At 61.2% G+C, this 12,053-nt stretch carries 14 protein-coding genes; 7 read left to right on the top strand and 7 right to left on the bottom strand.

Going from position 1 to position 12,053, the window contains the following annotated elements:
* Positions 1-129: 129 nt before the first annotated feature.
* Entirely contained in the window at positions 130-447 is a 318-nt protein-coding gene (locus tag AB8A23_RS04355) for a hypothetical protein (protein WP_439060322.1), read from the bottom strand.
* 175 nt (positions 448-622) lie between these two features.
* Between AB8A23_RS04355 and AB8A23_RS04350 the strand changes: the two genes are divergently transcribed.
* From AB8A23_RS04350 to AB8A23_RS04340, 3 genes are all read left to right on the top strand, one after another.
* The gene (locus tag AB8A23_RS04350; RefSeq protein ID WP_089266478.1) at positions 623-1,024 is read left to right on the top strand and encodes a metallopeptidase family protein; all 402 of its coding nucleotides are present in this window, start codon (positions 623-625) and stop codon (positions 1,022-1,024) included.
* Positions 1,025-1,095: 71 nt separating this feature from the next.
* The gene (gene leuD / locus AB8A23_RS04345; protein ID WP_089266479.1) at positions 1,096-1,701 is read left to right on the top strand and encodes a 3-isopropylmalate dehydratase small subunit; all 606 of its coding nucleotides are present in this window, start codon (positions 1,096-1,098) and stop codon (positions 1,699-1,701) included.
* A gap of 21 nt (positions 1,702-1,722) precedes the next feature.
* A complete protein-coding gene (locus AB8A23_RS04340) occupies positions 1,723-2,514 on the top strand; it encodes a hypothetical protein (protein ID WP_439060323.1) in 792 nt (263 codons plus the stop codon).
* 232 nt (positions 2,515-2,746) lie between these two features.
* Here AB8A23_RS04340 and AB8A23_RS04335 read toward each other — a convergent pair whose 3' ends face one another.
* Positions 2,747-3,625: an HpcH/HpaI aldolase/citrate lyase family protein gene (locus AB8A23_RS04335; protein ID WP_439060324.1), complete on the bottom strand. Its 879-nt coding sequence runs from the start codon at positions 3,623-3,625 to the stop codon at positions 2,747-2,749.
* A 209-nt stretch (positions 3,626-3,834) separates the two neighbouring features.
* On the opposite strand from AB8A23_RS04335, the gene AB8A23_RS04330 reads away from it, so the two are divergent.
* The gene (locus tag AB8A23_RS04330) at positions 3,835-4,470 is read left to right on the top strand and encodes a carbonic anhydrase (protein ID WP_320446209.1); all 636 of its coding nucleotides are present in this window, start codon (positions 3,835-3,837) and stop codon (positions 4,468-4,470) included.
* Positions 4,471-4,530: 60 nt separating this feature from the next.
* Here the strand turns inward: AB8A23_RS04330 and AB8A23_RS04325 are convergent, their stop codons facing one another.
* Positions 4,531-5,565, bottom strand: coding sequence for an aspartate-semialdehyde dehydrogenase (locus AB8A23_RS04325; protein ID WP_068737914.1), 1,035 nt, complete (start codon positions 5,563-5,565; stop codon positions 4,531-4,533).
* Positions 5,566-5,680: 115 nt separating this feature from the next.
* Here AB8A23_RS04325 and AB8A23_RS04320 point away from each other — a divergent pair, with 115 nt between their 5' ends.
* The gene (locus tag AB8A23_RS04320) at positions 5,681-6,484 is read left to right on the top strand and encodes a hypothetical protein (protein ID WP_439060325.1); all 804 of its coding nucleotides are present in this window, start codon (positions 5,681-5,683) and stop codon (positions 6,482-6,484) included.
* 186 nt (positions 6,485-6,670) lie between these two features.
* Positions 6,671-7,048 carry a hypothetical protein gene (locus tag AB8A23_RS04315; RefSeq protein ID WP_089266485.1) on the top strand — a complete coding sequence of 126 codons (378 nt, stop codon included), beginning with the start codon at positions 6,671-6,673 and terminating at the stop codon, positions 7,046-7,048.
* A gap of 224 nt (positions 7,049-7,272) precedes the next feature.
* On the opposite strand, the gene leuB is transcribed toward AB8A23_RS04315, so the two are convergent.
* A complete protein-coding gene (gene leuB / locus AB8A23_RS04310) occupies positions 7,273-8,385 on the bottom strand; it encodes a 3-isopropylmalate dehydrogenase (RefSeq protein ID WP_439060326.1) in 1,113 nt (370 codons plus the stop codon).
* 138 nt (positions 8,386-8,523) lie between these two features.
* Between leuB and AB8A23_RS04305 the strand changes: the two genes are divergently transcribed.
* On the top strand, positions 8,524-9,711 hold the full coding sequence (locus tag AB8A23_RS04305) for a YbfB/YjiJ family MFS transporter (RefSeq protein WP_439060327.1): 1,188 nt from the start codon (positions 8,524-8,526) through the stop codon (positions 9,709-9,711).
* Here AB8A23_RS04305 and AB8A23_RS04300 read toward each other — a convergent pair.
* The 3 genes from AB8A23_RS04300 to AB8A23_RS04290 form a co-directional block, all read right to left on the bottom strand.
* The gene (locus tag AB8A23_RS04300) at positions 9,698-10,480 is read right to left on the bottom strand and encodes a molybdopterin-dependent oxidoreductase (protein ID WP_439060328.1); all 783 of its coding nucleotides are present in this window, start codon (positions 10,478-10,480) and stop codon (positions 9,698-9,700) included. The genes AB8A23_RS04305 and AB8A23_RS04300 overlap by 14 nt on opposite strands.
* An 11-nt stretch (positions 10,481-10,491) precedes the next feature.
* A complete protein-coding gene (locus AB8A23_RS04295) occupies positions 10,492-11,127 on the bottom strand; it encodes a cytochrome b/b6 domain-containing protein (RefSeq protein ID WP_120287775.1) in 636 nt (211 codons plus the stop codon).
* A 256-nt stretch (positions 11,128-11,383) separates the two neighbouring features.
* Positions 11,384-11,971 carry a fasciclin domain-containing protein gene (locus AB8A23_RS04290; protein ID WP_068737906.1) on the bottom strand — a complete coding sequence of 196 codons (588 nt, stop codon included), beginning with the start codon at positions 11,969-11,971 and terminating at the stop codon, positions 11,384-11,386.
* Between the last annotated feature and the right edge of the window lie 82 nt (positions 11,972-12,053).

The following is a 12,053-nucleotide window of genomic DNA, read 5'->3' as shown; positions in this document are numbered from 1 at the left end:
GCTCGGTGCGATATGTCGCATGGTTTTGTGACGCATCGCTGGAACGAAAGTCAGCGCATGCGAACGCCATCTCCGCAGTTGCAAAGCCTCGGCCTGACGTTATTCAAAATCAAAGTATGAAGTGTCTACTCAGCCGCGGCGCCAGTAGCAGTTCATGCGCGGCACGATCACGGTGCCGCTCGGGCGATATTCCTGCACCAGATTGGCGGTGCAATCGCGGACGGCATTCGGGCCGGGATTGTAGCTGGGATAGACACCGCGTTCGTCCGGGGTGCGATAGATACGAACGCGCGGGCGCGCACGGCGGGGCTGAACGCTGTCGCCGGATTGGGCGACCTGCGTGGCCGTCTGCGCCTGTGCGGTGTTCGCCGTCGGCAACGCGCCGAGCGCAACCGCCAATCCCAGTGCCGCCATCATGATCCGCATCTTAACGCCCCAAACCGCCATACGTATGATCCCGAAAAGTAAATGCCGGTTTTCGCCGACAAACGGGTTCGTTTGTCGAGAGATCATGCCTCAAACGCCGCCGCAAAGTCTCCGATTGACGCCCGCCCGTCAACCGCTCGTGAACGCACTGCACCGGCGCATTGCCATGTCATGGGAATTGGCTAGACAGGGAAACATGTGGCACCAGGCAAAAGCTCCCGATCTCGCGGAAATGGAAGACATGGCCCATGCCATGCTCGCCCTCCTGCCGGAGGATTTTCGCAAGCTCTGCGCGGGCGTGATCATCCGGGTCGACGATTTCCCGACCGATGAGGTGCTGGAGGAGATGCAGGCCGAGACCGAATTCGACCTGCTGGGTCTGTTCCAGGGCGTCGGCCTGCCATTCCAGAGCCAGGACAATACCGGGCAGTTGCCCAACATGATCTGGCTGTATCGCCGGCCGATCCTGGATTACTGGGCCGAACACGACGAAACCCTCGGCCATATCGTCCGCCACGTGCTGATCCACGAGATCGGCCACCATTTCGGGCTCTCGGACGCCGATATGGAGGCCATCGAGGCTGGCGTCGCCGATTAGCCCTGCATAAATCCCCCTTGGACGGACCGCCCGATCGGGCTAAAACGCCCGCTCAATCCGAGGATACGTTCATGGACAAGTTCACCACGCTGGAAGGCGTCGCGGCGCCGCTGAAGATCATCAATGTCGATACCGACATGATCATCCCGAAGCAGTATCTGAAGACCATCAAGCGTACCGGTCTCGGCAAGGGCTTGTTCTCGGAAGCGCGCTACCTCGATGACGGCAGCGAGAACCCGGATTTCGTGCTCAACAAGCCGGCCTATCGCAACGCCAAGATCATGGTGGCCGGCGATAATTTCGGCTGCGGCTCGTCGCGCGAACACGCGCCCTGGGCGCTGCTGGATTTCGGCATTCGTTGCGTGATCTCGACCTCGTTCGGGGACATCTTCTACAACAATTGCTTCAAGAACGGCGTGCTGCCGATCCGCGTCTCGCAGAAGGATCTCGACGCGTTGTTCGACGATGCCGAGCGCGGCGCCAATGCGACGATCACCATCGACCTGCCGAACCAGGAAATCCGCGGCCCTGATGGCGGCACGGTGAAGTTCGAGATCGATCCGTTCCGCAAGCATTGCCTGCTCAACGGTCTCGACGATATCGGCCTGACGATGGAGAAGAAGGCCTCCATCGACAGCTACGAAGAGAAGCTCAAGACCGCACGCGCCTGGGCCTGATCTCACTTCGGAAGGTGACGCGTGATTCCTGACGTCGTCACCTTTTGGGAGGGCCCACTCGATGCGCTGCGCCGGCTGTGCCTGAGATCGCAGGTCGAGGCCGGCCACCGCGTCACGCTCTACAGTTTTGCACCGATCACCGATCTGCCGGATGGCGTGAGCAATGCCGATGCAGAAGCCGTGTTGCCGCGGGCTTTCGCCGAGCGGCTGCGCCCATCAGCTCCCGATGGCGCGTGGGTTGGCTGGACCCCACTGCAGTTCAGCGATTTCTTTCGCATCCGGCTGATGGCCGAAGGTCTCGGCCTCTGGCTCGACGCGGATGTGCTGTTGCTGAAGCCGATCGAGATCGATTCCGCAAAACCCTATTTCGCCTGGGAGAAGCGACGTCAGCTCGGCAATTCGGTGCTGTATCTGCCGCCCGACGATCCGATCGTCGCGGCGTTCGAGGCGCTGATCAGGCAGGACGAGTTGACGCCAGACTGGATGTCATTGCGCCATCGCCTCGCTTTCGCATGGCGCAAAGGGCGCGACAGGTCCAAGCGCGCCAGTGACGTCCGCGTCGCGATCTTCGGCCCGGCATCGCTGACGGCGCTCGCGAAGCGCCACGGCGCGCAGCATCACGCGCTGCCGCGGAAGTCATATTATGCGATTCACGCGGAACCGAAGTTGTTCTTCGAGCCGTCGAACTTTGCAGGGCTGATTGGCGATCCCGAAGTATTGGGCTTTCATATTTCGCCGAAGGGGCGCGGCAAAGAAGCGCCGGTGCCAGGAAGTTTTTACGCGTGGGCGACGGAGCGGGTCGGCGCACGTTAGTATCAGCCTTTGAATCTACAAATTTCGCGCTACGGCCCGCGGTATCCCTCCCCCTTGCGGGGAGGGTCGGCCGAACCTGACGATGCGAAGCATCGTTCAGGTGGAGGCCGGGGTGGGGGTGCCACACGTGAGAGCATCGCCTGTGGCACCCCCACCCGTTGCGCTGCGCTCGCAACGCGCCACCCTCCCCGCAAGGGGGAGGGTGAAGAAAGCGCGTCGTTGCTGACTGGTACTAGTTCCCCATCGCCGCAATCGCGTCCGAAATCGCGATCGTGCGCTTCGCCATGTCCGCATGCAGCCGCTCGACCATCTTGCCGTCGAGCTGAATCGCGCCGCGCTTGGCGTTTTCCGGCTGTTCGAAGGCGGCGATGATGCGGCGGGCCTGGGCGACTTCGTCGTCCGGCGGCGTGAAGACCTTGTTGCAGGCCTCGATCTGGCTCGGATGGATCAGCGTCTTGCCGTCGAAGCCGATGTCGCGGCCCTGTTCGGCTTCGGCGATGAAACCCTCGGTATCGCTGAAATTGCTGTAGGGACCATCGAGAATTTCGAGACCATGCAACCGCGTCGCCAGCACGCAATGCGTGATCATCGGCAGCATTGCCGCGCGACCGGGCATCATGCGGATGCGGGTCTCGCGGGCGATGTCGTTGGGGCCGAACACGAAGCCGGCCAGGCGATTTTCGGAATCGCGCGAGGCGGCCGCGAGTTCTTCCGCATGCAGGATGGCGCGCGAGGTCTCGATCATGGCCCAGACCTTGATCGACATGTCGGCGCCAATGTCACTCAGCCGATCAGCAACGGCTGAGAGATCCTCGACGCTGGAAATCTTCGGCACCAGGATGCCATCGGGCTTGGCCTTGCCGGCCATGGTCACGTCGTCGATCCACCACGGCGAATCCAGCGCATTGATGCGGATGATGACCTCGCGCTTGCCGAAGCCGCCGGCGGCCAACGTCTGCGCGATGGCGTCGCGCGCGGTTCCCTTGGCATCCGGCGCTACGGCGTCTTCGAGGTCCAGGATGATGCCGTCAGCGGCCACGGTACGGGCCTTTTCCAGCGCGCGCGGGTTCGAGCCGGGCATGAACAAATGGCTGCGGCGCGGACGGATCATGGCGTCATTTCCCTGTGATTATGGCCTGTTCGTTATTCAGGCATCCGCGATAACATTTCAGCCCGCCGCCCGGAAGGCTTGTTCGCGCTGGCGTCCTATGGTTATCCGTGGGGACCGTATGTTTGAGCGTGATCTCTCGACAAACGACCCCGTTTGTCGGCGAAAACCGGTATCCACTTTTCGGGATCATGCTCCGAACGAGGCAGACCATGACATCATTTCCGAAGCAGCTCATTGCCGGTTACCAGACCTTTACGTCGGAGCGATTGCCGACCGAGCAGTCGCGCTTCCGCGAATTATCAGAAAAGGGCCAGTCGCCGGAAGTCATGGTGATCGGCTGCTGCGACTCGCGCGTGTCGCCGGAGGTCATCTTCGATGCTTCGCCCGGCGAACTGTTCGTGGTGCGCAACATCGCCAACCTGGTGCCGGTCTATCAGCCCGATGGCGGCGCCCATGGCGTTTCGGCGGCGCTGGAATATGCGGTGCAGGTGTTGAAGGTGAAGCACATCGTCATCCTCGGTCACGCGCAATGCGGCGGCATCCGCGCTTTCGTCGACAATGCGGCGCCGCTGTCGCCGGGTGACTTCATCGGCCGCTGGATGTCGATGTTCATCAAGCCCGACGAGAAGGTCGAGATTCGCAATCACGAAACGATCGTAGATTTCGCCACCCGCATCGAGAAGGCCGCGGTGTTCCGCAGCCTCGAAAACCTGATGACGTTCCCGTTCGTGAGCAGCAAGGTCGAGAGCGGCGAGCTGGAATTGCACGGCGCCTACTTCGGTGTCGCCGTCGGCTCGCTGTCCGTGCTCGATCAGGTCGCGAAAGAGTTTAAGCCAGTGGCGTAAAACAAAAAAAAGCCGGATGCTGAGCATCCGGCTTTTGATTGTTGGAGATCGAAGGTCCGCTTACGCGGCCTTCTTCTTCGCCGTGATCAGCTTGCGGTTGATCAGGCATTCCGCGATCTGTACGGCGTTGAGCGCCGCGCCCTTGCGCAGGTTGTCCGACACGCACCAAAGAACCAGACCGTTATCGACCGTCGAATCCGTGCGGATGCGGCTGATATAGGTGGCGTCTTCGCCGGCGGCCTCATAGGGCGTGACGTAGCCACCCGGCTCGCGCTTGTCGATCACGAGGCAGCCTGGCGCATTACGCAGGATGTCACGGGCTTCATCTTCCGAGATCGGGTTCTCGAATTCGATGTTGACCGCTTCCGAGTGGCCGACAAACACCGGCACGCGCACGCAGGTCGCGGACATTTTGATTTTGGGATCAAGAATCTTCTTGGTCTCCATCATCATCTTCCACTCTTCCTTGGTGTAGCCGTCCTCCATGAACACGTCGATCTGCGGGATCACGTTGAAGGCGATACGCTTCGGGAATTTGTTATTGACCAGCTCAGAGTTGGTGTAGACGGCCTTGGTCTGCGAGAACAACTCGTCCATCGCATCCTTGCCTGCACCCGACACCGACTGATAGGTCGAGACGACAACGCGCTTGATCGTCGCCTTGTCATGCAGCGGCTTCAGCGCCACCACGAGCTGCGCAGTCGAGCAGTTCGGGTTTGCGATGATATTCTTCTTGGTGAAGCCATCGACGGCCGAGGCGTTCACTTCCGGTACGATCAGCGGCACGTCGGGGTCCATGCGCCAGGTCGACGAGTTGTCGATCACGACGGCGCCGGCTGCGCCGATCTTCGGCGACCATTCCTTGGACACGGCTCCGCCGGCCGACATCAGGCAGATGTCGACATCGCTGAAGTCATAGGTCGCGAGGTCTTTGCATTTCAGGGTTCTATCGCCGAAGGACACCTCAACGCCCATGCTGCGGCGCGACGCGAGCGCCACGACCTCGTCAGCGGGGAATTTACGTTCATCCAGAATGCTGAGCATTTCACGCCCGACATTGCCGGTCGCTCCGACCAGCGCGACTTTGTAACCCATCGTTCACTCTCCGAAGAAAAATGCTTCACCCCCACATACCGTGGAAAGGGAAGAGCCGCGCTTCTATGCGAGAAACGTCGCAAAGACAACGTCCTAAGCGTGTTTGCGTGGTTTGATGCGTTCAATTTTGGTTTCGCACCACCCAAAGTCGGCAGGTGTCCATCCGGCCCTGCAGAGCTTTGCCGACGAGTGCGGTGCCATCGCCGTGCGTCTGCTCGCCTATATGGGGGTGCTGGCACTGGTTGTCATGGCCGCGGCTACGGTTTTCGACGGACTGGAATTCGACCTCAGCAGCGAACCAGCCGCCAAGGCTGGCTGGAGCGTCGCCAGCCGTTCCCATCCTGCCTTTGCCGTCAGCCAGTTTGATTCGTCAGGTAAAACAAAATCTTACGAGATTCTGAGACATCCCGACGGCGGCCGCAAGGATGTCCTGCGCTGGACGTCGCCCGGAGAACCCCCAGTCGCCGAACTGGAATTGTATCGTCCTGGCGCCGAGGCTGAGCGGGCAGGTCCGCCGGCAGCGGACATCGCGGGCCGCATGGACCCCGGCGGCGTCCGCGACGTGGTGGGCGAGGGCATTATCGACAGCAAATTCGGGCCGGTCGCCCTGATGGGCTTTGCCGACCGGCTGAAAGACAACAAGCGCTGCCTCGGCTTCATGAAGACGCTGGAGGTGGCCAATCTCAGGATTTCCGGCTGGTCGTGCCAGGGCGACGGCCTGCCGGCGCGGCGGGCGGCCATTGCCTGCACGCTAAACCGGCTGGTGCTGCTCACCGCCGGCAATGAACCCCGGCTGCAGGAGGCCTTTGCCCAGGCAGATTTGAAGCGGGCCGGCTGCATCAGCGGCGCGGCGCTGTCGGCGGCCTCGGCGGATTGGGTGACCGGCGCCCAGAATCCGCTGCTGCGGGGCAGTCTGTGACCTCTTCGTGATGGGCAGGACCAAGGCCTTGGATTACATGCAACATTCGGCCACACCGCGCATTATATCGACGACTGTGGCCGGATAGACCTTGTGGCCGGATACCCCGGCCAGCTAAATTGACCGCAAATCGGATTTGCCGACTCGGCTTTTGAATGCCGATCTTCTGACTGCAATGAGGACCTGATGACCTTGAAATTCCCCGCCGCGAAAACTCTCGCCATGTTGTTCGCGACGGTTGCCGTCATCGCGACCGCTGTTGCTGTCTCGCCGGCCGATGCCGCCACCAAGAAGAAGGTCCGTGTGTCTGACCGTGACGCTGTTTATGGCGCGCGCGGCCCGAACGTGTCCTATCAGCAGGGCCGCACCCGCGTTTACGTGACGCGTCGCTCTTGGCTCGATGCCGGCGTCGAAGTGCTCCCGGGTGACCGCAAGTTCACTGACTATGCCTATCCGCCCGGTTACTCCTTCGCCCGCGACAACAACAACCGTCCGCTGGACCGCCAGCCGCTCAACTCGCAGTGGGATCTCGGCGGCTATCCCGAGCGCTTCCCGCTCTACTGAGCGCAGTGATATATTGATACGAAAATGCCTGGCTCAGCCGGGCATTTTTTGTTTGTGGGGAAGGTCTCACCGATGTCGTCCCCGCGAAGGCGGGGACCCATACACGCCGAAGATCTAATCGAAGCGCTGTAGCCGCAACTCTGTCGCTTAACCCACGCTCATCGTGGTTATGGGTCCCCGCCTTCGCGGGGACGACAGATCGAGAGGCTTGAGCCTTCGCGCGCTTAAGCGTGCAGCGCCTGCAACTCCTTCAGCAGTGCTTCGCCCATGCCGGATGTGCTCACCACGGTTGACCCTTCCGACTTGATATCCGCTGTCCGCAGACCCTTTGCCAGCACCGCCGCGATGGCCTGGTCGACCTTGTCGGCCAACTCGCCCATCTCCAGCGAATAACGCAGCGCCATGCCGAACGAGGCGATCATCGCCAGCGGATTGGCCATGCCCTTGCCGGCAATGTCCGGCGCCGAACCATGCACCGGCTCATACATTGCCTTGCGCTTTTTGGTCTTGGCATCGACTTCGCCGAGCGAGGCCGAGGGCAGCATGCCGAGCGAACCGGTCAGCATCGCCGCGATATCCGAGAGCATGTCGCCGAACAGGTTGTCGGTAACGATGACGTCGAACTGCTTCGGCCACTTCACGAGGTTCATGCCGCCGGAATCGGCGAGCTGATGCTCGAGCGTGACGTCCTTGTATTCGCGGCCATGCACCTGGGTGACAACCTCGTTCCAGAGCACGCCCGACTTCATGACGTTACGCTTCTCCATCGACGTCACCTTGTTCTGACGCTTGCGGGCCAGATCGAAAGCGACGCGGGCGATGCGCTCGATTTCATAGGTGTCGTAAACCTGCGTATCGACGGCACGCTTCTGGCCGTTGCCGAGATCGGTGATGGTCTTCGGTTCGCCGAAATAGACGCCGCCTGTGAGCTCGCGCACGATCATGATGTCGAGGCCCTCGACGACCTCACGCTTCAGGCTCGATGATTCCGCCAGCGCGGGATAGCACACGGCTGGGCGCAGATTGGCGAACAGGCCGAGATCCTTGCGCAGGCGCAGCAAGCCGGCCTCGGGGCGATGCTCATAAGGCACGCTGTCCCACTTCGGGCCGCCGACGGCGCCGAAGATGATGGCGTCGGCCGCATCCGCCTTGGCCATTGTGGCATCGGTGATAGGGAGCTTGTCGGCATCATAGGCGGCGCCGCCAACCAGGCCGTTCTCGATCGTGAATTTGGCGATGCCCTGGGCATCGATCCAGTTGATCAGGCGCTTCACCTCGGCCATCACTTCAGGGCCGATGCCGTCGCCGGGGAGAAGCAGCAATTTGTGCGTTGCCATATTCAAGTGCCCTTGCAATCCGTTACTGATTGCCGCGAGTGCTAAGACGTCATTGCGGGAATGGCAAGACAGTGTTGCCGAAGGGATGATTGCGGGTGCCGTGAAACCTGCGACATTGGTGACGCAGCGGAGATCCCCGTGACGTCATCTGTGCCTTCCCCGGCGCGCCCTAACCCGGCGTGGCTGATACTCGTCCTGTCGCTCGCGCCGGCCATCGGGCTCGGCATCGGCCGCTTTGCCTATTCGCTGGTGTTGCCCGATATGCGCGACAGCCTGCAATGGTCCTATTCGGCGGCCGGCTTCATGAATACCGTCAACGCCGCGGGCTATCTCGCCGGCGCACTGGTTGCGGCCGGGCTCGGCAGGCGCTTCGGTCTGATCGCGGTGATTCAGGGCGGTACGCTTGCTTGCATCCTGTCGCTCATCGTTTGCGGCGTCACCGTGGATTTTACGCTGCTCAGCATCGCGCGGCTGGTCACCGGTTTTGGCGCGGCGGTTTCGTTCGTGGCCGGCGGCGCGCTCGCCGCCACCATCGGCCTCGCTTATCCCGAACGGTCGTCCTATCTGCTCAGTCTGTTTTATGCCGGGCCAGGTATGGGTATCCTCCTGTCCAGTCTGATCGCGCCGTTCGTGCTGCAGGGCTTTGGTCCGGGCTCCTGGTGGATCGTGTGGTTGGTCCTCGGTCTTGTCTCGGTCGTGATCGGCCTGCCGCTATTGCGTCCGCGCGTCGATGCGTCCGATGACACGTCAACGGACGACAAGGTGCCGCTCGCGATCCGCCCGATGTGGATTTACCTCATTGCCTATTTCATGTTTGGCGCCGGCTATATCGCCTACATGACCTTCATGATTGCCTATGTGCGCGATGGTGGCGGCAGCGCTTTGGCACAAAGCGCGTTCTGGTGCCTGATCGGCGTCAGCTCGTTCGCGTCGCCGTGGCTGTGGCGCGGTGTGCTGGCACGTGGCCAGAGCGGCCGCGCCATGGCAATCATTCTTGGCACCAATGCGGTAGGCGCAGCGATGCCGCTGCTCGGGCATTCGCCTGTGGTGCTCGGCATCTCCGCCGCCATTTTCGGCGTTGCATTCTTCGCGGTGGTTGCGGCAACCACGGCCTTCGTGCGCTTCAACTATCCTCGCGCGGCATGGTCGAAGGCCATCGCGGCGGTGACGATCGTGTTCGGCATCGGCCAGACTCTGGGTCCGATCGCGGTGGGTGCCATTTCGGACGCGACCGGCAGTCTCACATCCGCTCTTGTGGTCTCAGCAGCGACGCTGGTGTTCGGTGCGGTGCTGGCGATGTTCCAGAAACCGATCAGCTTCCGCTGAAATCGTTATAGCCCTGATCTTCCCAATAGCCGCCTTTGTAGTCGTTGGTGACTTCCATCGCGACGACGTATTTCGGATTCTTGAATCCGAGTTTGGTCGGTACGCGGATCTTCATCGGGAAACCATAGGCCCGCGGCAGGAGCTGGTTGTCGAATTTGAAGGTCATCTGCGTCTGCGCATGCATCGCCGTGGGCATATCGAGCGAGCTCGCATAGTCCTCGGCGCAGCGAAAATGAACCCACTTCGCATTGGTGTCCGCGCCGACCAGTTTCAGGAAGTCGCGCAGCGGCGTGCCCTGCCAGGAGCCGATGGCGCTCCAGCCTTCCACGCAGATATGGCGGGTGATCTGCGATACTTCCGGCAGCTTGTGCAGTTCATCCAGCGTCCAGGACCTCTTGTCCTGCACCAGACCGGAGACTTCGAGCTTCCACTCCTTGCCGTCCACATTCGGTGCGTCGTCCTCGGCGTAGAAGGCGTTGAACGGGAACGGACGCTTGATGTCTTTCTCGGAATAGGTCGGCGCCAGCGTGTTCGGATTGAAGATTCGGGCCTGAACCATGTCGTTGAACTTGGACATATGCGTCAGCAGGTTCTCGGCCGAGAGACTGTCACTCACGTCGCAGCCGGTGAGCAAAGTCAATGCGCCGAAGCTTGCACCCGACGCGATGAAACGGCGACGCGACAGATCGGGCATCAGTTTGGTGGCATCCTTGACGAGGAGATTCTTGTCGACGCCGGGAATGATGAGGGAGCGGAGTTTCCTGATCATGGTCGTATCCCTCAGCGTCCGATGATCATTGCACGCAGACTCTTCGGCACGATCAGGGCCAGAGCGACGTGGATGACGAGGAAGCCGACGATGGCCGCCATCATGAAGAAATGCACATAGCGGGCGGTGTCGTAGCCGCCGAACAGCGCAGTAAGATATTGCAACTGGACGGGCTTCCAGATTGCGAGGCCCGACAGGACGATCAGAATGCCGACCACGATAATCCCGGTATAGAGCAGCCTCTGCACCTGATTGTAGGTTGAGAGATCAGCGTGCGAGAGCTTGCCGGTCAGCGCAGCCTTGGTGTCGTCGAGCACACCTTTCGCCGAGATAGGCAGCAGCTTCTTGCGGAAGCGTCCGGTGACCATGCCAAGAGTGAGATAAACGAGGCCGTTGATCACCAGCAGCCACATGGCGGCGAGGTGCCACATGATGCCGCCGCCGAGCCAACCACCCAGCGTAATGGATGATGAGAATGTGAAATTGAACAGCGGCGAGGCGTTGTAGATCTGCCAGCCCGACATGATCATCAGCACGATCGCGACGGCGTTGATCCAGTGCACGACGCGCACCCAGGCGGGCTGGATGACTTTGGTGTTCGTAACCTTGGTTGCGGCGCGGTCGCTGGCGGCTGTGATGCTCGACATAGGCATATCCTGGGCTGAGCAGTGGTTCGATTGGTGCTCGGTGACGCGAGTTATTACCAGCTATACGGCATAACCGGTCGTTCGTTACGGCGGCTCCTGTAACAACCCCGGTCGGGCCGGCTCATATCGATCACAAAAAAGCGAGCCGGGTTGCCCCGGCTCGCTCCTTTTGCGCCCCTCGGTATCCTTCGGGGACGCGCGCGCATCCAGTGAGGACAAGTAAGGATGCGCGAACTTGTTGCGCAGAAGCCAGAGATCAGGCTTTCGGCATCAGGACAGTATCGATGACGTGAATCACGCCGTTCGACTGGTTAACGTCGGCGATGGTTACAGTCGAGGAACCGCCCTTGGCATCGACGATCATCACCTTGCCGCCCGAAGCCTTCACGGTCAGCTCTTCGCCTTCCACGGTCTTCAGCTTCTGGCCGTCCTTGAGGTCGGCGGCGTTCAGCTTGCCGGGGACCACGTGGTAGGTCAGGATTTTGGTCAGGGTCGCCTTGCTCTCAGGCTTCACCAGCGTATCGACGGTACCGGCCGGCAGTTTGCCGAAGGCGGCGTTCGTCGGTGCGAACACCGTGAACGGGCCCTTACTGGAGAGGGTATCGACCAGGCCGGCGGCCTTCACGGCGGCGACCAGCGTGGTGTGATCCTTCGAGTTGACGGCGTTCTCGACGATGTTCTTCGACGGATACATCGGCGCGCCGCCGACCATCACGGTCTTTTCGCCCGACATTTCGCTCTTCATCATCTTCTTGTCTTCGGCCTGTGCGGGGGCAAGCACGGCGCCAGTGATGGCGAGGGTGCTGAATGCGACGGCCGACAGAAGTGCAATGCGCTTGGACATGGATCGTCTCCCGAGTGATGTAAGTGACCAGCGATCTTGCTGGTGCGATGAATGGCATCAACCGCGGCAATCCCCTGGAGGC

The organism is Tardiphaga sp. 619_E2_N8_4, from assembly GCF_051810905.1.
Taxonomy (GTDB): Bacteria; Pseudomonadota; Alphaproteobacteria; order Rhizobiales; family Xanthobacteraceae; genus Tardiphaga; species Tardiphaga robiniae.
The sequence above is the reverse complement of the archived record's forward strand: the minus strand, read 5'-3'. Positions and strand labels throughout refer to the sequence as shown.

What these genes read in the sequence shown, in the direction of transcription:
- AB8A23_RS04355 (WP_439060322.1), bottom strand. Translation starts at nt 447, where the DNA reads ATGGCGGTTTGGGGCGTTAAGATGCGGATCATGATGGCGGCACTGGGA.
- AB8A23_RS04350 (WP_089266478.1), top strand. Translation starts at nt 623, where the DNA reads ATGTGGCACCAGGCAAAAGCTCCCGATCTCGCGGAAATGGAAGACATG.
- leuD (WP_089266479.1), top strand. Translation starts at nt 1,096, where the DNA reads ATGGACAAGTTCACCACGCTGGAAGGCGTCGCGGCGCCGCTGAAGATC.
- AB8A23_RS04335 (WP_439060324.1), bottom strand. Translation starts at nt 3,625, where the DNA reads ATGATCCGTCCGCGCCGCAGCCATTTGTTCATGCCCGGCTCGAACCCG.
- AB8A23_RS04330 (WP_320446209.1), top strand. Translation starts at nt 3,835, where the DNA reads ATGACATCATTTCCGAAGCAGCTCATTGCCGGTTACCAGACCTTTACG.
- AB8A23_RS04325 (WP_068737914.1), bottom strand. Translation starts at nt 5,565, where the DNA reads ATGGGTTACAAAGTCGCGCTGGTCGGAGCGACCGGCAATGTCGGGCGT.
- AB8A23_RS04320 (WP_439060325.1), top strand. Translation starts at nt 5,681, where the DNA reads ATGCGTTCAATTTTGGTTTCGCACCACCCAAAGTCGGCAGGTGTCCAT.
- AB8A23_RS04315 (WP_089266485.1), top strand. Translation starts at nt 6,671, where the DNA reads ATGACCTTGAAATTCCCCGCCGCGAAAACTCTCGCCATGTTGTTCGCG.
- leuB (WP_439060326.1), bottom strand. Translation starts at nt 8,385, where the DNA reads ATGGCAACGCACAAATTGCTGCTTCTCCCCGGCGACGGCATCGGCCCT.
- AB8A23_RS04300 (WP_439060328.1), bottom strand. Translation starts at nt 10,480, where the DNA reads ATGATCAGGAAACTCCGCTCCCTCATCATTCCCGGCGTCGACAAGAAT.
- AB8A23_RS04295 (WP_120287775.1), bottom strand. Translation starts at nt 11,127, where the DNA reads ATGTCGAGCATCACAGCCGCCAGCGACCGCGCCGCAACCAAGGTTACG.
- AB8A23_RS04290 (WP_068737906.1), bottom strand. Translation starts at nt 11,971, where the DNA reads ATGTCCAAGCGCATTGCACTTCTGTCGGCCGTCGCATTCAGCACCCTC.